Annotated in this window: 19 protein-coding genes and 1 riboswitch; of the genes, 9 read left to right on the forward strand and 10 right to left on the reverse strand. The window is 67.8% G+C overall.

The window, feature by feature from the left end:
• The first annotated feature begins 21 nt into the window (after positions 1-21).
• The 4 genes from A3AG_RS0106245 to A3AG_RS0106260 all read left to right on the forward strand — a co-directional run bounded on the left by A3AG_RS0106245 (position 22) and on the right by A3AG_RS0106260 (position 4,628).
• Positions 22-888 (forward strand): arylamine N-acetyltransferase family protein, encoded by an 867-nt coding sequence (locus A3AG_RS0106245; RefSeq protein WP_018004599.1) that lies wholly within the window; start codon positions 22-24, stop codon positions 886-888.
• 237 nt (positions 889-1,125) lie between these two features.
• Complete coding sequence (locus A3AG_RS0106250) at positions 1,126-1,890, forward strand: SDR family oxidoreductase (protein WP_018004600.1); 765 nt, start codon at positions 1,126-1,128, stop codon at positions 1,888-1,890.
• A 97-nt stretch (positions 1,891-1,987) separates the two neighbouring features.
• On the forward strand, positions 1,988-3,736 hold the full coding sequence (locus A3AG_RS0106255) for a class I adenylate-forming enzyme family protein (RefSeq protein WP_018004601.1): 1,749 nt from the start codon (positions 1,988-1,990) through the stop codon (positions 3,734-3,736).
• Positions 3,737-3,785: 49 nt separating this feature from the next.
• Positions 3,786-4,628, forward strand: a complete 843-nt coding sequence (locus A3AG_RS0106260) for an acid phosphatase (RefSeq protein ID WP_338084147.1) — start codon at positions 3,786-3,788, stop codon at positions 4,626-4,628.
• Positions 4,629-4,653: 25 nt separating this feature from the next.
• On the opposite strand, the gene A3AG_RS0106265 is transcribed toward A3AG_RS0106260, so the two are convergent.
• From A3AG_RS0106265 to A3AG_RS0106280, 3 genes are all read right to left on the reverse strand, one after another.
• Positions 4,654-5,136 (reverse strand): CreA family protein, encoded by a 483-nt coding sequence (locus tag A3AG_RS0106265; protein WP_018004603.1) that lies wholly within the window; start codon positions 5,134-5,136, stop codon positions 4,654-4,656.
• Between the two features lie 21 nt (positions 5,137-5,157).
• Positions 5,158-5,643, reverse strand: coding sequence for an acyl-CoA thioesterase (locus tag A3AG_RS0106270; protein ID WP_012355963.1), 486 nt, complete (start codon positions 5,641-5,643; stop codon positions 5,158-5,160).
• Positions 5,644-5,820: 177 nt separating this feature from the next.
• A complete protein-coding gene (locus tag A3AG_RS0106280; protein ID WP_010814166.1) occupies positions 5,821-6,102 on the reverse strand; it encodes an HU family DNA-binding protein in 282 nt (93 codons plus the stop codon).
• Positions 6,103-6,610: 508 nt separating this feature from the next.
• Between A3AG_RS0106280 and A3AG_RS0106285 the strand changes: the two genes are divergently transcribed.
• Together A3AG_RS0106285 and A3AG_RS0106290 are read left to right on the forward strand one after the other, a co-directional pair.
• On the forward strand, positions 6,611-7,813 hold the full coding sequence (locus A3AG_RS0106285) for an ammonium transporter (RefSeq protein WP_018004605.1): 1,203 nt from the start codon (positions 6,611-6,613) through the stop codon (positions 7,811-7,813).
• 214 nt (positions 7,814-8,027) lie between these two features.
• Positions 8,028-8,897 (forward strand): mechanosensitive ion channel family protein, encoded by an 870-nt coding sequence (locus A3AG_RS0106290; RefSeq protein ID WP_018004606.1) that lies wholly within the window; start codon positions 8,028-8,030, stop codon positions 8,895-8,897.
• Between the two features lie 17 nt (positions 8,898-8,914).
• Here the strand turns inward: A3AG_RS0106290 and A3AG_RS0106295 are convergent, their stop codons facing one another.
• On the reverse strand, positions 8,915-10,138 hold the full coding sequence (locus tag A3AG_RS0106295; RefSeq protein ID WP_018004607.1) for a Bcr/CflA family multidrug efflux MFS transporter: 1,224 nt from the start codon (positions 10,136-10,138) through the stop codon (positions 8,915-8,917).
• Between the two features lie 384 nt (positions 10,139-10,522).
• On the opposite strand from A3AG_RS0106295, the gene A3AG_RS0106300 reads away from it, so the two are divergent.
• Entirely contained in the window at positions 10,523-11,110 is a 588-nt protein-coding gene (locus tag A3AG_RS0106300) for a hypothetical protein (RefSeq protein ID WP_026163991.1), read from the forward strand.
• Between the two features lie 70 nt (positions 11,111-11,180).
• On the opposite strand, the gene mdoH is transcribed toward A3AG_RS0106300, so the two are convergent.
• The 3 genes from mdoH to A3AG_RS0106315 form a co-directional block, all read right to left on the reverse strand.
• Positions 11,181-13,805, reverse strand: coding sequence for a glucans biosynthesis glucosyltransferase MdoH (mdoH, locus tag A3AG_RS0106305; RefSeq protein WP_081610701.1), 2,625 nt, complete (start codon positions 13,803-13,805; stop codon positions 11,181-11,183).
• A complete protein-coding gene (locus A3AG_RS0106310) occupies positions 13,778-15,385 on the reverse strand; it encodes a glucan biosynthesis protein G (protein WP_026163992.1) in 1,608 nt (535 codons plus the stop codon). The genes mdoH and A3AG_RS0106310 overlap by 28 nt, the downstream gene beginning before the upstream one ends.
• A 366-nt stretch (positions 15,386-15,751) precedes the next feature.
• Complete coding sequence (locus A3AG_RS0106315) at positions 15,752-16,123, reverse strand: hypothetical protein (protein WP_018004611.1); 372 nt, start codon at positions 16,121-16,123, stop codon at positions 15,752-15,754.
• A 199-nt stretch (positions 16,124-16,322) separates the two neighbouring features.
• Between A3AG_RS0106315 and A3AG_RS0106320 the strand changes: the two genes are divergently transcribed.
• On the forward strand, positions 16,323-16,745 hold the full coding sequence (locus tag A3AG_RS0106320; RefSeq protein WP_018004612.1) for an RT0821/Lpp0805 family surface protein: 423 nt from the start codon (positions 16,323-16,325) through the stop codon (positions 16,743-16,745).
• Between the two features lie 32 nt (positions 16,746-16,777).
• On the opposite strand, the gene A3AG_RS0106325 is transcribed toward A3AG_RS0106320, so the two are convergent.
• Positions 16,778-17,383, reverse strand: a complete 606-nt coding sequence (locus A3AG_RS0106325) for a surface-adhesin E family protein (RefSeq protein ID WP_018004613.1) — start codon at positions 17,381-17,383, stop codon at positions 16,778-16,780.
• A 101-nt stretch (positions 17,384-17,484) separates the two neighbouring features.
• Complete coding sequence (gene ribB, locus A3AG_RS0106330) at positions 17,485-18,192, reverse strand: 3,4-dihydroxy-2-butanone-4-phosphate synthase (protein WP_145987522.1); 708 nt, start codon at positions 18,190-18,192, stop codon at positions 17,485-17,487.
• Between the two features lie 166 nt (positions 18,193-18,358).
• Positions 18,359-18,517: riboswitch (FMN riboswitch) on the reverse strand.
• A 345-nt stretch (positions 18,518-18,862) separates the two neighbouring features.
• Here ribB and A3AG_RS0106335 point away from each other — a divergent pair.
• Positions 18,863-19,387 carry an acyloxyacyl hydrolase gene (locus tag A3AG_RS0106335; protein ID WP_018004615.1) on the forward strand — a complete coding sequence of 175 codons (525 nt, stop codon included), beginning with the start codon at positions 18,863-18,865 and terminating at the stop codon, positions 19,385-19,387.
• Here the strand turns inward: A3AG_RS0106335 and A3AG_RS0106340 are convergent.
• Positions 19,362-20,279, reverse strand: coding sequence for a helix-turn-helix domain-containing protein (locus A3AG_RS0106340; protein ID WP_026163993.1), 918 nt, complete (start codon positions 20,277-20,279; stop codon positions 19,362-19,364). The two genes, A3AG_RS0106335 and A3AG_RS0106340, sit on opposite strands and share 26 nt — an antisense overlap.
• Positions 20,280-20,416 lie beyond the last annotated feature (137 nt).

Consider the following 20,416-nt stretch of genomic DNA (forward strand, 5'->3'; position numbering starts at 1 on the left):
CCGTACCGGAGCCCCGATACCATGACCACCCTTGACGCCGCCCAACTGGACGCCTGGCTGGCGCGCCTCGGCATCGCCGCGCCGCCCTCGCCCACGCTGCCAGCACTGGACGCGGTGCTGGCGGCGCACCTGGCCAGCATCCCATTCGAGAACGTCGACCCGCTGCTGCGCCGCCCGGTGCGCATCGACCTCGCTGCCGTGTTCGACAAGCTGGTCACGCGCCGGCGCGGCGGCTACTGCTTTGAACTCAATACGCTGCTCAGCGCCGGGCTGGGTGCGCTGGGCTACGAGGTGACACCGCTGGCCGCGCGCGTGCGCTGGGGCGTGCCGGACCACGTCACGACCATGACCTCGCACATGCTGCTGCGCGTGGAAGTGGCCCACCGCAGCTATCTGGTCGACGTCGGCTTCGGCGGCCCGACGCCGTTCCGCGCGATGCCGCTGTCCGAGCCGGCCGACGACGGCTTTCCCTACCGGCTGGTGCCATCGCCGGTGCCAGCCAGCGCCAGTGCGTTCCACAGCTACGACCTGCAGGCGCGCGGCGATGCGGGCTGGATCCCGGTCTACCGTTTCGACCTGACGCCACAGCCGCCGATCGATTTCGAGGCGCGCAACTGGTATGTCTCGACGCATCCTGACAGTGTCTTCCTGCAGCGCCTGATGGCCGCGCGCACCGATGACGGCACACGCGTGACGCTGGCCAACGGCGAACTGGCCGAGCGCGCCCCGGACGGCAGCGTGCGCCGCACGCACCTGCCGCATGCTGACGCCGTGGTGCAAGCCCTGTCGGAGCGCTTCGGCATCGTGCTGGACGACGCGCTGCGCCAGGGCCTGAGAGCCGCGCTGCCTGACTTGCTGGCGCCTGCGACGGCATCCGCCGGCAGCTGAAGCGCTGCGGCTCCGCACTGCAGCATCGGCTTCATGCACCGCGCGCATTGCCAGCAGAAAGAATGCTGATAAGGCCTGCAAGCGCCACCCGGCGCTGTGGACGCGGGCATGGCCGCGCCACATAATGTCCCGGCGATGCCGCCTGCGGGCGCGTCTGCAGCACTACAGCGCGGCACCTCGCCGCCAGCACAAGCCGGCCAGCATCGCTGACGCCGGCGCAGCCATACAGGAGACTCCATGTCATTGTTCGATCTGACGGGCAAGGTTGCCATCGTCACGGGCTCTTCGCGCGGCATCGGCCGCGCCATCGCCGAGCAGATGGCCGTACAGGGCGCCAAGGTCGTGATTTCCTCGCGCAAGGCCGAGGCCTGCCAGGAAGTGGTGGATGCGATCAACGCCCGCCATGGCGCCGGCACCGCGATTGCGGTCCCGGCCAATATCTCTTCGAAGGACGACCTGCAGCGCCTGGTCGACGAGACCAACCGCGCCTTCGGCAAGATCGACGTGCTGGTCTGCAATGCCGCGTCCAACCCCTACTACGGGCCGATGAGCGGCGTGTCGGACGACCAGTTCCGCAAGGTGCTGGACAACAACGTCATCTCCAACCACTGGCTGATCCAGATGGTGGCGCCCCAGATGATCGACCGCAAGGATGGCTCGATCATCATCGTGTCGTCGATCGGCGGCCTGCGCGGCTCGCCCACCATCGGCGTCTACAACATTTCCAAGGCCGCCGACTTCCAGCTGGCGCGCAACCTGGCGGTGGAATTCGGGCCGCACAATGTGCGCGTGAACTGCATCGCGCCGGGGCTGATCAAGACCGACTTCGCGCGCGCGCTGTGGGAAGACCCGGAACGCTACAAGCAGTCGACGCAGGGCGCCCCGCTGCGACGCATCGGCGAGCCGATCGAGATCGCCGGCGCGGCCGTGTTCCTGGCCTCCGCGGCCAGCACCTTCATGACCGGCCAGGCCATGGTGGTGGACGGCGGCGTGACCATCTGAGCCTTAGCCGCAAGCGTTGCCAGGCGGCCGGCGCTGATTGCGCCGGCCGCTTTCCTGCGTTTCCCTCAACCTGCAGGGCAGTTCCGGGAGGCAGTCCATGTCGAGCAATCCGCAGTCGGCCGGCACCTGGCCGGTCATGTCGCTGGCCGAGGCTCACGCCCGCCTGACCGCGCCAGGCGCGCCGTTCGAAACCGAGACCCGCGTGATCCGCGGCATCCCCACCACGGTCTGGAAGAACGCGCCGCCCACGCTGCGCGAGCTGCTGCTGGCCACGCGCGCGTTTGCCGATCGCACCTTCGTGGTGTACGAGGACGAGCGCGTCTCCTACGATGCGTTTGTGCGCGCCGCCATCGCCATGGCCCATGCGCTGGTGCGCGACGGCGTGCGCAAGGGCGACCGCGTGGCGCTGGCGATGCGCAACCTGCCCGAATGGCCAGTGGCGTTCTACGGCGCGCTGCTGGCCGGCGCCATCGTGACCCCGCTCAATGCCTGGTGGACCGGCCAGGAGCTGGAATATGGCCTGGCCGATTCCGGCAGCCGCATCGCCATCGTCGATGCGGAGCGGCTCGATCGCATCCTCGAACACCTGCCCGGCTGTCCGGCGCTGGAACGCATCTACGTCTCGCGCGCGGGCGCTGTGCCAGCGGACCCGCGCGTGACGGCGCTGGAAAGCGTGCTCGGCGCTTCGGCAAGCTGGGCGGCGCTGCCGGAACAGGCGCCGCCCGCGGTCGAGATCGCGCCCGACGACGACGCCACCATCTTCTACACCTCCGGCACTACCGGCAAGCCGAAGGGTGCGCTGGGCACGCACCGCAATTCCACCTCGGTGGCGGTGGCCGGTGGCTTCAGTCCGCTGCGCAACCTGCTGCGCCGCGGCGAGCCGATCCCTGCGCCGGACCCGGCCGCGCCGCAAAAGTCGATGCTGCTGGCCGTGCCGTTCTTTCATGTCACCGGCTGCATGGCGGTGCTCAACGGCGCCATCGCAACCGGCGGCAAGATCGTGCTGCTGCACCGCTGGGACGCGCTGCGCGGCATGGAACTGATCGAACGCGAGCGCTGCACCGCGGCCGGCGGCGTGCCGACCATCGCATGGCAGATCCTGGAACATCCCGAGCGCGGCCGCTTCGACCTGTCGTCGCTCGAGAACATCAACTACGGCGGCGCACCAGCCTCGCCGGAGCTGGTCCGGCGCATCCGCGAAGTATTCCCGCTGGCCGCCCCCGGCATTGGCTGGGGCATGACGGAAACCTCGTCGACCTTCACCAGCCACAGCGCCGAAGAATACGTGATGCGCCCCGACAGCAGCGGCCCGGCGCTGCCGATCGGCGAGATGAAGGTGGTCGACGGCCGCGGCCAGGCGCTGCCGCCCGGTGAAACCGGCGAGCTGATGGCGCGCGGCGCCAATGTCGTGCGCGGCTATTGGAACAAGCCCGAGGCCACTGCCCAGACCTTCGTCGACGGCTGGCTGCGCACCGGCGACATTGCCCGGCTCGATGACGAGGGCTACGTCTATATCGTCGACCGCATGAAGGACATGCTGATCCGCGGCGGCGAGAACATCTACTGCATCGAAGTGGAAAGCGCGCTGTACGAGCACCCCGCGGTCATGGATGCGTCGGTGGTCGGGCTGCCGCACCGGACGCTGGGCGAGGAGCCGGCCGCCGTGGTCAGCCTGAAGCCGGGCATGCAGGCGAGCGAAGCCGAGTTGCAGGATTTCGTGCGCGCGCGGCTGGCGGCGTTCAAGGTGCCGGTGCGTATCCTGATTTACCACGACATGCTGCCGCGCAATGCCAATGGCAAGATCATGAAATCGAACCTGCGCAAGCTGTTCGACGCCGCCGCGTAAGCCGAAGCGGCGCGACCGCATCGATCCGATCCTTCACCAGGAAGACAAATTGACGGACCAAGCCAAGCCGGATTCCTCCCTCTCCCAACCCATGCGGGCGCTTGGCGCGGCAGCGCTCGCCGCGCTGCTGGCCGGCTGCGCCGCCGGCGGCACCAACCTGGCCGCGGTGCCCGAGCTGCGCCCCGGCGTGCCGGCCGGCTACCTCGCCGCCGATGCGCGCCCCGACAGCCTGAAGCTGCTGTCGGCACCGCCGGCGCAGGGTACGGCAGCGCTGGCGCTCGATGAAGAATCCGCGCGCCAGGCCGGCCCGCTGAGAGGTTCGCCGCGCTGGCAACTGGCTGCCGACGATGCCGTACTGACCTTCCCGCAGGCGGCCAGCACCTTCTCCTGCGCGCTGGGCGTGCCCGTCAGCGAGAAGGACACGCCTTACCTCAATATGCTGCTGCGCCGCAGCCTGGTCGATGCCGGCCTGTCCACGTACAAGGCCAAGGAGCATTACCAGCGCACCCGCCCGTTCGTGGCCACCAGGACCCCGATGTGCACGCAGGCCGAGGCCGCCAAGCTGGAGAAGGATGGCTCCTACCCGTCCGGCCACAGCGCCATCGGCTGGGCCTGGGCGCTGATCCTGACCGAGATCGAGCCGGCGCGCGCCAATGAGCTGCTGGCGCGCGGCCGCGCCTTCGGGCAAAGCCGCGTGGTCTGCAACGTGCACTGGCAGAGCGATGTCAACGCCGGCCGCACCATGGCGGCGGCCACGGTGGCGCGGCTGCATGCCGATCCCACCTTCCGCGCCGACCTGGAACGGGCGCGCCGTGAAGTCGCCGCCGCGCGCGCCGCGGGCGCGCGGCCATCGCGCGATTGCCAGGCCGAAACCGCGGCACTGGCGCCGTGACTCCGCGGCGGATGGCCGGCCCGGGTTACTTCACCGGAATCACCGTGCCGGCCGGCACCGGTACGGCGGTCACGCTGTTCTGCGGGCTGCCGCTGACGATGCGATCCGAATACGTCAGGTAGACCAGCGTATTGCGCTTGCGGTCGACCGCGCGCACCACGTGCAGCGCCTTGAACAGGATCGACATGCGCTCGGAAAAGACATTGTCCTGCTGCTTGATCGGCGCCTTGAAACCGATCGGGCCCACCTGCCGGCAAGCGATCGAGGCCTCCGGCGGGTCTTCCGCCATGCCGAGCTGGCCCTTGATGCCGCCGGTGCGGGCGCGCGACACGTAGCAGGTAATGCCGTCCACCTGCGGGTCGTCATAGGCTTCGATCACGACCTTGTCGGAACCGGTCATGCGGAAATTGGTGCTGACGCTGCCGATCTCCTCGGCACTGGCACCCGCGGCGGCGCTGGCGCAGGCGGCGGCAAGCAGGATGCTAACGAGTGGGTGGCGGGACTTCATGGCGGTATTACGCATCGGCAATCAGTTCACCGACGACTTGATGTCGCCGTGGCGCTTTTCCATTTCCTGGCGCAGCGCGCGGCGCTGCTGCGCGGCGGCAAAGCGCTGGCGCTCGACCTCGTCGCGCGGCTCCAGCGGCGGCACCTCGGCGGGGGTGCCGTTGTCGTCCACCGCCACCATGGTGAAATAGCAGCTGTTGGTATGGCGCACCAGCTTGCTGCGGATGTTCTCGGTCACCACCTTGATGCCGATCTCCATCGAACTGCGGCCGGTGTAGTTGACCGATGCCAGGAAGGTCACCAGCTCGCCCACGTGGATGGGCTGGCGGAACACCACCTGGTCTACCGACAGCGTGACCACATAGCGGCCGGCATAGCGGCTGGCGCAGGCATACGCCACCATGTCCAGGTACTTGAGGATGGTGCCGCCGTGGACGTTGCCGGAGAAGTTGGCCATGTCCGGCGTCATCAGCACGGTCATGGAAAGCTGGTGGGACAGGTCATTCATGATGCGGGATACGAAGATCGCGGGGGCGGGATTGCCGGCTGCGGGCGCCGGCAGTTTAACCCGGATCGCCTTGCCGTTGCCCGTGGGCATGGCCCGCGTGGCGGCCGCTGCCCCGCCCGGCCGGCAATAAAAAAAGCGGCCTGCCAGGCCGCTTCTTTCACTATGGACGCAAACTGCTTACTTTTTCTTGTTCACGGCGTCCTTGAAACCCTGGCCTGCCGAGAACTTGACCGTCTTGGCGGCCGGAATCTTGATGGTTTCGCCGGTGCGCGGATTGCGGCCGGTACGGGCAGCGCGCTTGCCGGCGCTGAAGCTGCCAAAACCCACCAGCGTTACAGAATCACCCTTTGCCACTGCCTTCTTGATACTGTCCAGCGCTGCGTTGAGCGCACGCTCGGCGGCGGCATTGCTCAATTCTGCTTCCGCGGCGATGGCCGATACCAGTTCACCTTTATTCATGGCTGATTTCCCTTGTTGGTCGTCGTCACCGATGTGCGTGCCTCGCGGCAGGCCATCGATCGGCGCAGTCTAATCTGCCCTTTGCGCGTTGAGCAATCCCCAGTGGCACCAATGCGACAAAAAAACCCGCAAATCCTTGCTTGAGGCCGGTTAGCGGGCAATTTCCACTGCTGTTCGCGCTTGCCAGGCACCGCCTTTTGCCGGGCCGTAGCCATGCCGGGGCCGCACGCCCGAAATCGTGCCCTCAAAACTGATCAGCATAGGCCAGATTCCCCGAAATGGGGCGACGCACCACGACGGATCACCAGGCGCACCTTGCCGGCTCCATCCTGGCGCAAAGGCCTCCCGCTGCCTGTCGCGCCCCGCCAGTACCGGGGCGCCGCGGATCGGCCGGGTGCGGCATGCCGGTGCGGCTTTTTAACCGGCACGGTGCAGGCGGCACCAGGATGCAGCCGTCCGTGGAACGCTTTTTGCGTACTGGTGCGCCCATTTTGAGCATGAGGTCACTATGGACAACTTGAAGACCGGCACCGACGCGCTGTTTATCCTGCTCGGCGCCATCATGGTGCTGGCCATGCACGCCGGCTTTGCGTTCCTTGAACTTGGCACGGTACGCAAGAAAAACCAGGTCAACGCGCTGGTAAAGATCCTGGTGGATTTCGCGGTCTCCACCATCGCCTATTTCTTTATCGGCTACACCATTGCCTACGGCGTGCAGTTTTTTTCCGGGGCCGAAACGCTGGCCCAGAAAAACGGTTATGAACTGGTCAAGTTCTTTTTCCTGGCGACCTTTGCCGCCGCCATTCCCGCGATTATCTCCGGCGGTATTGCCGAACGTTCGCGTTTCAATCCGCAACTGATCGCCACCTTCGTACTGGTGGGCTTTGTCTACCCGTTTTTCGAGGGCATGGTGTGGAACCAGCGCTACGGCGTGCAGGACTGGATCGCGCGCGTGGCCGGCGCGCCCTTCCACGACTTTGCCGGTTCGGTGGTGGTGCATGCGCTGGGCGGGTGGATCGCGCTGCCGGCAGTGCTGCTGCTGGGCGCGCGCCGCGGCCGCTACCAGAAGGACGGCCGCATCAGCGCGCATCCGCCCTCGAACATCCCGTTCCTGGCGCTGGGCGCCTGGATTCTTGCGGTGGGCTGGTTCGGCTTCAACGTGATGAGCGCGCAGACCGTCGACAAGATCAGCGGCCTGGTGGCAATCAATTCGCTGATGGCGATGGCCGGCGGCACGCTGGCGGCCTGGCTGGCCGGGCGCAACGATCCGGGCTTCGCCTACAACGGGCCGCTGGCCGGCCTGGTGGCGGTCTGCGCGGGCTCGGACCTGATGCATCCGCTCGGTGCGCTGGTCACCGGCGGCGTAGCCGGCGCGCTCTTTGTCTATATGTTCACGCTGGCGCAAAACAAATGGCATATCGATGACGTGCTGGGCGTGTGGCCGCTGCACGGGCTGTGCGGCGCCTGGGGCGGCATCGCCGCGGGCATCTTCGGCGCGAAGGCGCTGGGCGGCCTTGGCGGCGTGTCCCTCGGCGCGCAGTTGCTCGGCACCTTGCTTGGCATCGTGGTGGCGCTGGCCGGCGGCACGCTGGTCTATGGCACGCTGAAGCGGCTGGTGGGCATTCGCCTCGACGCCGAGGGCGAGTTCAACGGCGCCGACCTGACGCTGCACCGGATTTCCGCCACCCCCGAGCGCGAAACCAACTGGTAATACCCGGCGGCGCATTTCCGATATAAACAGGCGAGCCGTGCCACGCGGCTTGTCTTAACAATTATTTGCTTGCACTTCCGCACGCGGCCTCTCAATAATTGCCGTGCCCCGGAATTGCGCGCAACGCGCGGGGGTTCGCACGCCGCGGCCGGCTGGTTCGGGGGATGTTGGGTCGGCGGCTGGCCGGTTACACCAACACGAAAGGACTACGCCGATGGACGCCTCTACCTTCGACAATCTCAAGACCCTGGTGGTCTCCTACGCCACCGAATTCGGCGTGAAGATCCTGGCGGCCCTCGCCTTCTGGGTCATTGGCCGCTGGCTGATCCACTTTGTCGTGCGCCTGGTGCAGAACGCGCTCGGCAAGCAGAAGGTCGATCCGACGCTGCTGCGCTATGTCGGTTCCATCGTCACCGTGACGCTGAACGTGGTGCTGGTGATCGGCATCCTCGGCTACTTCGGCATCCAGACCACCACCTTCGCCGCGCTGATCGCCGCCGCCGGCGTGGCCATCGGCATGGCCTGGTCGGGGCTGATGGCAAACTTCGCCGCCGGCGCCTTCCTGGTGGTCCTGCGGCCGTTCAAGGTGGGCGACTTCGTCACCATTGGCGGCGTGACCGGAACCGTGCGCGAGATCGGCCTGTTCGCGACTACGCTGGACACGCCGGACAATGTCCAGACTGTGATCGGCAACAACAAGATCTTCAGCGACACCATCCAGAACTTCACCGCCAATGCGTTCCGGCGCGTGGAACTGAAAGCGCAGCTGGCCGGCAGCACCGACGTGGCCGACGCGGTCGCGCTGCTGAAGGGCCGCATCGCCGAGATCCCCAACGTCCTGGCCGAACCGCCGGTCGACGTCGAAATCCTCGAATTCACGCTGGTCGGCCCGGTGCTGGCAGTGCGGCCGTATTGCCATAACGACCATTACTGGCAAGTCTATTTCGACACCAACCGCGTCATCCGCGAATGCTTCGGCCAGGCCGGCTACGCCGCGCCGATGCCGGCGCACATGGTGGTGGTACAACAGGCCGGGTTGCCGCACGCCGCCGCGGAGCAGGCCGCGGCTCAGCAGGCCGCCTGAACTGCCGCGGCGCGGTTTCAGCGGGTGCCCGCGCGCGCGCGGGCACCCGAGCGCCCGTAATGGCGCATCAGCACCGCACCCGCGCCGCAGGCCGCCATCACCACGCCCAGCGGCAGCGCGCTGCCGTCGCGCCACACACTGACCGCGGTGCCCCCGAGCGTGCCGAGCGAAAACTGCAAGGTGCCCATCAGCGCCGAAGCCGTGCCGGCGCGATGACCCTGGTGCGCGAGCGCCAGCGCCGAGGCGTTCGGCGAGACGCAGCCCAGCGCACCGATAAACACGAAGAACCCGCCCAGCAGCACCGGCAGCACCGCCAGCCCCGCCAGCGCGGCCAGCGCCAGCACCAGCCCCGCGGCCAGTGCCGCCAGCAGCGTGGCTCCCAGCACCTGGTCGAGCGAACGCCCGCGCACCAGCCGGGCATTGAGCTGCGACATCGTGATCAGTCCCAGCGCATTGGCGCCGAACACAAAGCCATAGTGCGACGGCGCGATGCCGTGCAGTTCGATCAGCACGAAGGGCGAGCCCGAGATATACGCAAACATGCCCGCCGAGCCGAAGCCGGCCGACAGCGAATACCCCAGGAACTCGCGATCGCGCAGCAGTTCGGCGTAGCTGCGGGCCACGGTGCCGAGCCGCAGCGGCGCCGCATGTGTGCGCTCCAGCGACTCCTCCATGCGCAGGTGGACCAGCAGCAGGATCAGCAGGCCGGCCCCCGCCAGCACCCAGAAGATCGCGCGCCAGCCCGATACGGTCAGCACCGCGCCGCCGATGATCGGCGCCAGGATCGGCGCCACCCCCATCACCAGCATCAGCGAGGAAAACGCCCGCGCCGATTCATGCGCCTCGAGCCGGTCGCGGATCACCGCGCGGGCCATCACCATGCCGGCGCAACCTCCCAGCGCCTGCAGCAAGCGCCATAGCATCAGCGCTTCCACGTTGCGCGCCAGCGCACAGCCCACCGCGGCAACCACGTAGAGGCACAGCCCGACATAGAGCGGCGGCTTGCGCCCGAAGCGGTCGCTGAAGGGACCATAGAAGGCCTGTCCGAGCGCCAGCCCGACCAGGAAGGTGCCCAGCGTCAGCTGGACCTGGCCGATGTCGACGCCCAGGTCTCCCGCCAGCGTCGGGAAGCTCGGCAGGTACATGTCGATCGACAGCGGCGCGATCGCCATCAGCGCACCGCAGATCAGCAGCCAGGCAGGGAAACGCGAGGACGGCGCGGTGCTTGGGGAACGAGGCATGGAAGTCAGTATCCGAGGGCGATGGCGCTGCCGTGCGCGGCCGTGCGGCACGGGCGGCAGCCCCGGGCAAAGACGCAATTGTTGCACAACATAACCAATGCAGCCGCGGACACCGCGGCGTTGGCGTTGCGGCCGTTGGCGCAGAAAAAACCTGCCGACAGATTTCCTCGCCGAAGCCGGATCCGGCAAAGCTCGCAAACCTGGCAGGATTGGTGAATAGTGGTTGCGCAACGGGACTGGCATGGCGGCAACGCTACGACGCTTGCGGGGCGCGACTTTCATGCGCGCCGGGGTGGAGGGTACAATGCCAGCCTGTCGGCGTAAGACTCGCCGTCGGCCTCGCAGAGAGGGACGACAGTACAGGTCCCCGCAACATTAGCCTGCATGAGAATACGACAAACGCCGCTTTCCGCTTCACCAGGCACCGCCGCTCTCGCGGCCGTGCTGCTGCTGTCGCTGCCCCTGACGGCCAAGGCGGCGCCGGCGCAGTTGCGCAATGCCAGCGTCCCGTTGCTGGTTCCCGTGGCCGATGAAGCCGACCCGGTGGCGCGCATGCTCAAGGGCGCGGCCACCGGCCAGAACACCGGCGCCGCCGGCGTGCCCGAACTGCTGCGCAACGCCACCCGCCCTGACAACGTGCTGGCGCGCGCCTGCCGCCAGCTCAACGATGCCCTGCCGATCGAGATCGACGGCGAAACCCGACTGCGCCGCTGCCAGTCGGTGCCAGGCAAACATGTCTTGTTCCAGCTGGAACTGACCAACTATCGCGGGCCGATGCTGGACCTGGCCAGCTTCGAGGTCAACTACGCCGCGCCGCTGCAGCGCAATATCTGCGCGAACCGCGATGTCGAGATCCTGACCAAGCTGGGCGTCAGCATGTTGTTCCGCTACATGACCCGCAAGGACCGCGGCGAGCGCCGCATCGGCGACGTCTATATCAACGGCCCGATCTGCAGCGCTGCGTTGCGCTGAACCCGCGCGCCACTACCAGTAAAAACGGCCCGCTGTCGCGGGCCGATTTTTTTGTTTCTGGCAGCACGCCTCATGCGGCGCGCGGGCGCAGCGGCACCACGTTGGCGGCGCGCCGTACCAGCATGCGCGTATCCTTCCAGCCGGCGTCGGCCAGCGGCGAGCCCCACACCAGTTCATGCAGGCGCGCCAGCGCGAACGGATTGCCCAGCAACACATGCTTCTGCGCCGGCGTGAGCGCGCGCGGCCCGTGCGTCAGGGCATGCTCGACCAGGCTCTCGTGGCGCTGGCGCGCCGATTCCGGCTGCACCACGCGCGGTGTCGCGGTGGCGCACATCAGCGCGTTGGTGACCGGGTCTACCACCGCGTCGACGAAGTTCGGCGTTTCGGCGGCGTTTTCGACATGCTGCTGCGTTTCGACGATCTCGCGCGGCACCAGCGTTTCTTCCGGGATCATGAACAGCCCCGCGTTGCGCGAAGCGCGGCCCAGCGACACCCGCGACAGCATCACTGACAGCGGGACCGACAGCGCCAGCGAGCCGACGATCGGCAGCAGCCACAGCACGTAGGACGGGTTCAGCCAGTACACCAGGCCGCCCCACGCCAGCCCCAGCGCGGTATGCCAGCCGTGGCGGCGGAAGGCTTCGCCCCAGGTGGTCTCGGCGTCTTCACGCGGCGGCGATTTCCACGAGATGCCCCAGCCGCTGTACGCCGCGAGCACGAACTTGGTATGGAACAGCATGCGCGTGGGCGCCAGCAGCGCCGACAGCAGCACCTCGATCAGCATGCTGGCAAAGAGCTGCACCGCGCCGCCGTAGCGGCGCGCCTGCTTCATCAGCAGCGCCACGCTGGCGAGCTTGGGCAGGAACAGCAGCGTGGCCGTGGCGGAGAACAGCGCCAGCGCCTTTTCCGGATGCCATTCGGGCCAGGTCGGGAACAGCTGGTATTGCTGCGTGAAGTACTCCGGCGGCACCAGCGCGTGCTTGGCCAGCATCGCCGTCGACAGTAACAGGAACAGCAGCCACAGCGGCGCCGACAGGTACGCCATGATCCCGGTCAGGAACACCGCGCGGTGCACCACGTGGAAGCCCTGCTTGAGCCACAGCCGGAAGTTCATCAGGTTGCCCTGGCACCAGCGGCGGTCGCGCTTGACCTCGTCCAGCAGGTTGGGCGGCAGTTCTTCGTACGAGCCTTCGAGGTCGTAGGCGATCCACACGCCCCAGCCGGCACGGCGCATCAGCGCGGCCTCGACAAAGTCGTGCGACAGGATCTCGCCCGACAGCGGGCCGCGGCCCGGCAGCGGCGCCAGCGCGCAGTGTTCGATGAACGGCTTGACGCGGATGATGGCGTTGTGGCCCCAGTAGTGCGATTCGCCCAGCTGCCAGTAGTGCAGCCCGGCGGTGAACAGCGGCCCGTACACGCGCGTGGCGAACTGCTGCACGCGCGCATACAGCGTTTCGCGGCCCACCGCCAGCGGCGCGGTCTGGATGATGCCGGCACCCGGGTTGGCTTCCATCAGCCGCACCAGCGTGGCCAGGCAATCGCCGCTCATCACGCTGTCGGCGTCGAGCACCACCATGTAGCGGTACTTGCTGCCCCAGCGGCGGCAGAAATCGGCCACGTTGCCGGTCTTGCGCTTCACGCGATGGCGGCGCCAGCGATAGAAGATGCGGCCGAAGCCGCCGACGGCGCGGCACAGTTCCATCCACGCGTCATGCTCGGCCGTGCGCAGGTCCGGATTGCCGCTGTCCGACAGCACGATGAAATCGAAGTTGGACAGGTGGGGCGTGCGCGACAGCGATTCATAGATGGCGCGCAAGCCCGCGAACACGCGCGTCACGTCTTCATTGCAGATCGGCATGATGATCGCGGTGCGGGCCTCGGCCGCGATCGGCGCGTCGGGCCGGTCCGGCACCGCCGAGCGCGAGATCAGATGCTTGTCGCCGCCCTTGGCCAGCACCAGGAAGCCCATCATCGCGGTCCAGAAGCCGGCCGACACCCACGAGAACAGGATGGCGAACAGCACCAGGATGGCAATCTCGAGCGGATCGGTGCCGTGGTACGGCAACACGTTGGTCATGAAGTACGTGGCCAGCACGGTCTGCATGGCAACCAGGCCCAGCAGCACCCAGCGCCGGTGCGAGCCGGCGGGATGCCATTTGCCTTCGGCGTCGGGGCCATCGTGCAGGGTGTCCCAGGTCTCGGGCACCGGCGGGCGCCCGAGCATGCGGCGCCACGTGTTGCGCAGCCAGCCGGTCACGATATGCGGGGGCCACTGGCGCGGCACCATCGAGCTGCGCTCGGGCGCGGGGCCGGTGTCCACCTTCACGGTGCCGTCTTCGCGCCGCCGCAGCAGCGGCGCGCCCCCGACCTGCGGATTGCCGTAGGCCATGGCAAAACGCCGCTGCACCGAGGCGTAGGCGCTGCTGCCGTGCGCCGGCGGTGCTTCCTTGCCGGCCAGGCGCGATTGCAGGCGCGTGATCGCCTCCTGCGCATCGCGGCCATCGGGCGTGACCGGGATCACGGGCGCCACCGAAGCCAGCGGCGTGGCGGGCGCCGCCGCGGCGGCCATGCCGGCGCTGTCGGCCAGCAGTTCGCTGCGCACTTCAGGCGATACGGGCAGGCGATCGAGATAGCGCTCGCATGCCGCCGCCTGCGCCGGTCGCTGTTTTAGGCGGGGGGTAAGATGTAGCTCCACGTCTCGGACAGGGTTGTATTGCCGTTGCGAAGATAGCCGCGCAACTCTACCGGCTTGGTTTCGTCCTTGCGGCGCATCAACATGGTCATGCGCCAGCCGCCGGTCGCGTCATTGCGCTGCACCGACGTCTTCAACAGCTCGCCGTTGGCATCGGCCGAAACCACCGGGTCGATGCGCACGTCCGCCGGCAGCCTGCGGAAGGCCGGGCCTTCGAAGTCCACCACCAGCGAAAAGCTCGTGTCCTCCTTGCTGCGGGTCTGGCCCTGGCCCAGGCGGGTCTGGGTCACCCATGACAGCGGCGGCTCTTGTTCGCCGTCCTTCTGCCACAGCAGGCGGTATTCGTAGTCGAAGGCCTGCTTCGGCCTGGGCGGGTTGTCGGGCACCCAGTACGCGACGATGTTGTCATTGGTCTCGTCCGGCGTCGGGATCTGCACCAGTTCGACGCGGCCCGAGCCCCAGTTGCCGCGCGGCTGCACCCAGCCGCTGGGCCGGCGCTCATACCAAGCGCCGATCTCCTGGTAGCTGTTGAAGCTGCGGTCGCGCTGCATCAGCCCGAAGCCCTGCGGATTGGTCGCGGCAAACGACGTCACCAGCAGCCGCCTGGGATTGACCAGCGGACGCCAGACCCACTCGCCGGTGCCGAGGTGGATCGACAGGCCGTCCGAGTCATGCACCTCGGGCCGGAAATCCGGCGCCGGCGCCGGCTGGTTCTCGCCGAACAAATACATGCTGGTCAGCGGCGCCAGGCCAAGCTTGGTCACGTTCTCGCGCAGGTAGAGGCGCGACTTGACCTCCATCGCGGTCTCCGCGCCGGGCTTGATGGTGAAGCGGTACGCTCCGCTCATGCGGCGCGAATCCATCAGCGCATAGATGGTGATTTCCTTGGCATTGACGCCGGGGCGTTCGATCCAGTATTCGACGAAACGCGGGAATTCCTCGCCCGAGTTGAGCGCGGTATCCACCGCCAGGCCGCGCGCCGAGAGCCCGTACCACTGGTCCTTGCCGAGCGCGCGGAAGTAGCTGGCGCCGAGGAACGACGCCAGTTCGTCCTTGCGCTTGCCCTGGTTCAGCGGATACAGGATGCGGAAGCCGGCGTAGCCCAGCCCTTTCAGCTTGGCGGCATCGACCTTGTGCGGGCCGTAGTTGAACGCCGAGGGGTCGAAGCGGAATTCCCGCACGCTGTTGCCCACCACTTCATGGATGCGCACGGGCTGGTCGAACACCATGCCCTCATGGAAGAACGAGAGCTCGAACGGCGAACGCGTGCCACGCCAGGCGAAGCGCTCGGGCTTGTACTCGATCTCGCGGTAGCGCTCGTAGGTCAGCTCGCGCAATTCGCGCGGCAGGTTCTGTGGCGGCGCCTTGTAAGGCGACGCCGCCAGCTGACGCGCGCGCGACGCGACGGTCTCGAAGTCGAACGCATGGGCCGCCATCGCACACAGCGCCAGCGCGCCGCCGCCGAGCCAGGCCGCGATCCGTGCCCCGGCACGCGCCGCGCGCACGGCACGGCGGCGGGCCCCAGGCCCGGCAGCGGGCAAGGAAAACGGTACGGCTATTCGTGGCGTGGCGATCTGTGACATGTATGCCAGGGTGAACGGTTGAATCGGAGCGGCCGGCATCGGCGGCCTGAACGATGAAGGACACGGCAAGAGATGAGCCCGGCGCCGAGTGGCGCGGCCCTGACGCGGGGCAGATTGCCCGCGGGGCACCGTGTCCGGGTTGTTGCGATGCGCAATAAACCATAGCAACTCGAGACGCAAAAGTCACGTTTCGATCACGCAAGGTTTGCAACAAAATGTTGGCCAGGTAGCCCGAAAGCCGCTCCACGCGTGGCTTTGCGGGCGATGAGGTCACATCGCCGCGAGCCTCGGCGCGGTCAGTTCGATCGGCAGCCCCGGTCGCGCACCGAAAACGGGCCGGAAGCGCCCGGCCCGTTTAATACGCTGTTACTGTTTGGCGCCTTCGCTGTATGGATCGAACTTGCCGCTCTTTGCGCCTTCGGAATAGGGATCGAACTTGCCAGTGTTCATCCCCCCCTGGCTGAACGAGTCGAACGACTTCTGCGCGCCGCCCTGGATCGGCTCCATCTGGTCGGGCCTGGCGCCCGGGTTCAGCGCGGTCACGTTGTCGCTTTTTGCGCCGTCGGTGTACGGGCTGAACTTGTCCTGCTTCGCCCCGTCGGTGTAGGTACTGAACTTGTCCTGCTTGGCACCGTCGGTGTACGGACTGAACTGGTCGGCCTTGCCCGCGGTCTGGGCGTGCACCGTGCCGAAGGCGCAGGCGACGGCCAGGCCGATTGTGAGATAGCGCAGCGTCATGGGATCTCCTCTCGCAGGAATGGGCGCCCACCACGCAGCGGCACGATGGGACAGAAATCAACGCTAGGTCAGAGGCAGGCAGGTGTCAACCGCAGCCCAGTGGCCGCGATTGGCAAGGCGCTTCGGCAATCGCGGCCACCGCCGCGCATTGCGCTTACAATGCCACTCGAACGCCACCATGTAGCTACAAGGAACCGTCATGCTGACTCGGCAACCCTCTACCTCCAGCCTCGCCCGCCCCGCACTGCGCGCCGCGCTCGCAGGCGCGCTGGGCGCCGTGCTGCTTTGCGCCGCGCCGGCGCATGCGTACTTCGACAACTACCTGAGCGGCACCATCATCGGCACGCTCAACGACAAGGAAGGCGCGTCGCTCGCCAAGTCGGTGCGTACCGCGCTGAACGATACGGCCGATGGCCAGTCGGTGGCATGGACCTATCCGGCCGCGGGACGGCGCCAGCAGATCGAAGGCAGCATCACCCCGGTCGAGAGCAAGACCGACAAGGGCCAGCCGTGCCGGCGCCTGAAGTCAGACCTCAAGCGCGGCAGTGCCGAAGAGCACTGGAGCGGCTGGTTCTGCAAGCAGTCCAACGGTCAATGGAAGTCGCGCCACGTGGGCGAATAAGCCGGCAGCAGGCTGTGCCGCGCGGCCCCGGCTTAGCGGCATAGCTTGCGCAGCAGTTCCCCGGCGATGGTGCCGGGGCCGGCCACCTGGAAGGTGCCGGATTGCGGCGCGCGAATGGTGTAGAGCGATTCGCCGCGCGCAAAGCGCTTGCTGTAGAGCGTCTGCTCGACCACGGCGAACATCGACGTGGCGCAATTCAGCACCATGCGCTTGAGCGAGGAACGGATCGGTTCGCCGCTGGCGGTGCGGATCACGCCCGACGGCGAGTTGCGCATCACCACCACGCCAACCTGCGTGCCCTGGCGGCGCACCGCTGACTGATCGAAATACGAGATCACGCCATTGGCGCCCATCAGCGGCAGCCAGCGCTGCGGGTCGGGCGCGCCGGAATCGGGCGCGGCCACCAGGCGGCAACCTTCCTTGGGCGTTGAGCGGAACACGGTGCCGGAGCCAGGTACCTGGCACTCGTAGAGGCCGGCGGCAGCGGCAGGCCGGGATGCAGAGGCCGGCGCCACATCGATGGCCGGCGCCACGCCGATGGCCGCCACCGCGCCGTCATCAGCGTGCGCCGGCGGCAGGGCCAGGCCGAACACGCAGCCGGCCAGCGCGGCTGCGTGTCGAAACGTGCGGAACATCATGGAATTACCCTCATGTAGACGGGAAAAAGCGATCCGCATTGTCGCACAGGATGCATGCATTGCGGCGCGGGCACGCCCCTATCCATGCATCGCGGCGGCCGTCAGCCGTGCAGGCGTCGCCAGGCGACCAGGTCCTCGATGGTCAGCACCGGCAGGCGGTACATCCCGGCAAAGGCCAGCGCTTGCGCGCGCCGCGCCATGGTGCCATCCGGATTCATCAGCTCGCACAGCACCGCGGCCGGCGACAGCCCCGCCATGCGCGCCAGGTCGACTGAACCTTCGGTATGGCCGCGGCGCTCGAGCACGCCGCCGTCGCGCGCCACCAGCGGGAACACATGGCCGGGGCTGACCACGGCATCGGCGCCGGCGTCCGCGGCAATCGCCGCGCGGATGGTAGTGATCCGGTCGGCCGCGCTGACCCCCGTGCTGACGCCCTCGCGGGCCTCGATCGACACGGTGAACGCGGTGCCGTACTGGCTGCGGTTGTGCTCGACCATCGGCCGCAGCCCCAGGCTGCGCACCTTGTCCGCCGGCAGGCACAGGCACACGATGCCGCTGCATTCGCGGATCATCATGGCCATGTTGGCCTGGGTCAGGCGCTCGGCGGCAAGGATCAGGTCGGCTTCGTTCTCGCGGTCGTCGTCATCGAGCAGCACTACGGGCCGGCCTTCGCGCATGGCCTCGAGGGCCTGTTCGATGCGCAACGCCAGCGCACGCGGGTCGGCGCCGGCCATCATATCGACAGCGCCACTGGGGTTGGCATCCGCGGACACCGCGGGGGCAATGGCTTCGGTGGAAAAGCTAGACATGAAACGCTCCTGGTTCAGCATCGATGGGCGTTCCAGGGGAAGGGTCAACGGAACCGCAAGGCCCGCACGCCTGCTGAGCGCACGCGCACGAACCGCCGCGCCCTGCGCGCGCAAGGCTCGGCAAACCACGTGGCCAGGCAGGCGCCAGGCCACGCGGGCAAGCTCCGTCCATCTTCTTTCATCCGGACTATGACCGTCGGCCCTGGCCTCTCACCAGGTCTGCTGACCTCGCACGGGAATGCGAGCGCTCGCGGGCTCGCCGGACACGCGCTGCGCGTCGCGGCATACCGCCGGTGGGGACTTTCACCCCGCCCTGAAGACGTAACGTAACCGGGCCGGCCAGACGGCCGGCACCGGCCCGCGCATGTTAGCACGATTGTTCCTTGTCACTGCGCGCCGCGCGCCAAGGCCGCGGCCGCGTCGTGGTGCCAGCCACGTTAGGCCTCGGCAACGTGGCTTCCCGTGTACTACAAATAGGGTAAGGAGGCAGCGCGTGGGGGCTGCATGCGCCGGTTTTCCCATGGCTTGCCTGACAACAACGCAGCATCTTTTCAGCGTGCTTCCCATGCGCCGACCCGACCAAGAAGCCAGACAAGACAGCCATGCGAGTTGCATTCCCCTCCTTCCAACCTTCTCCGCGCGGCGGTGGCAACGGCCGCGCCGCGCCGCCATGGCGGCGCTGCTTGCGCTGGCCGGGTGCCTGAGCACCGCCGCGCGCGCGGCGCCTGCGATCCAGCTGGGCTACGGCTTCGACGACAGCCATCACGTGCAAAAGGCGGAGATCGCCATGCTGTGGGATTCGGGCCTGGCGTGGGGCAACCCGCAGGGCTGGCAGGTTGACCTGCAATGGGAGGTCAATGTTGCGCGCTGGTTCAGCGACAGCAACAACAATCCGAACGATCTGTGGGAGTTCGGCGCATCGCCGGTGGTGCGGATCGCCTGGTGGCGCCACACCTGGGTGCCGTTCCTCGAGCTGTCCGTGGGCGCGCGGGTGCTGAGCGGCACGCGCACCTCCGACGATCATGTCATCTCCAGCGCGTTCCAGTTCTCGGAATACGCCGGCCTGGGCGTGATGCTGGGCAAGGACCGCAACTTTGCCGCGGGCTACCGCATCCAGCACCTGTCCAATGGCGGCATCAAGGAGCCCAACCCTGGCACCACCTTCCACGTCATCTACCTGCGCTACCGCTTCTGACGGGCCGGTCATGCGCCCCGCCCTGCGTTTCCGCCTGCGTTTCCCCCTGCGTTTCAAACAGGACGCGCGTGGCGTCGTCGGCCGGGAAGAAGCATTCGATGCGCAGTTCCTGCAGCGTGACGTCCTGCGGGATCCCGAGCGTGGTCAGGGTCGAGAACAACGACGCGCGGAACGCTCCCGCCTGCAGCACCACCGGCAACAACGGCGGCGGCGGACCGTCGCTGCCGTCGTCCTCGGGCAGCAGCACCCCGCCGGGGCCCACCATGTCCGGATGCCAGTCGGCGATGCGCGCGAACAGCGCGCGCGCGGTCTGGTCGTGCGCCTGCACCTGCAGCTCCTGCCAGACGCGCCGCAACAGGTAGCGGCCGACCTGGCGCGCGTTGCCGATGACCGGCCACAGGCCATCGGGGTCGAACACCGTCAGCATCAGGTTGATCCGGTGCGGATCGTCGGCAAGCGATGCCGGCGGGCGGCCGCCCAGCAAGGTGTCGAACATGCGGCGGTAGGCGGCATTGGCGTCGACCAGGTTCCAGAAGCGGTCCAGCACCACGGCCGGGTACGGCTCCTGCTTGGCCAGGATCAGGGCGATCGCCTGCTGCACCATTTGCAACGGCGGCGCGGTCAGCGCGTGTTCGCTGTAGGCCGGGGCGAAACCGCTGGCGAGCAGCAGCCGGTTGCGCTGGCGCAGCGGCACCCCCAGGCGCTCGGCCAGCGCCAGCACCATCTCGCGGCTGGGGCGCGCACGCCCGGACTCGAGAAAGGAGATGTGCCGCTGCGAGACCCCGGCGGCCAGCGACAGCGCCAGCTGGCTGTAGCCGCGCTTGCCGCGCCAGTAGCGCAACAGTCCGGGGAAGTCGAGAGTGGCATCCGAGGCAGGGGTCAGCGTTTCCATGCCGGCTATTACAACATGGCGGCGGCCTCGCCGCGAATACCTGGCAGGTAATCGCCGCGATCCAGTGCGTCGCCGATGGCCGGAAAAGCGCCAGCAATTGCGGCGGGCGCATCACAGTGGCGATGTCGTGTAACAGG

It is taken from the genome of Cupriavidus neocaledonicus (assembly GCF_000372525.1).
Taxonomy (GTDB): Bacteria; Pseudomonadota; Gammaproteobacteria; order Burkholderiales; family Burkholderiaceae; genus Cupriavidus; species Cupriavidus neocaledonicus.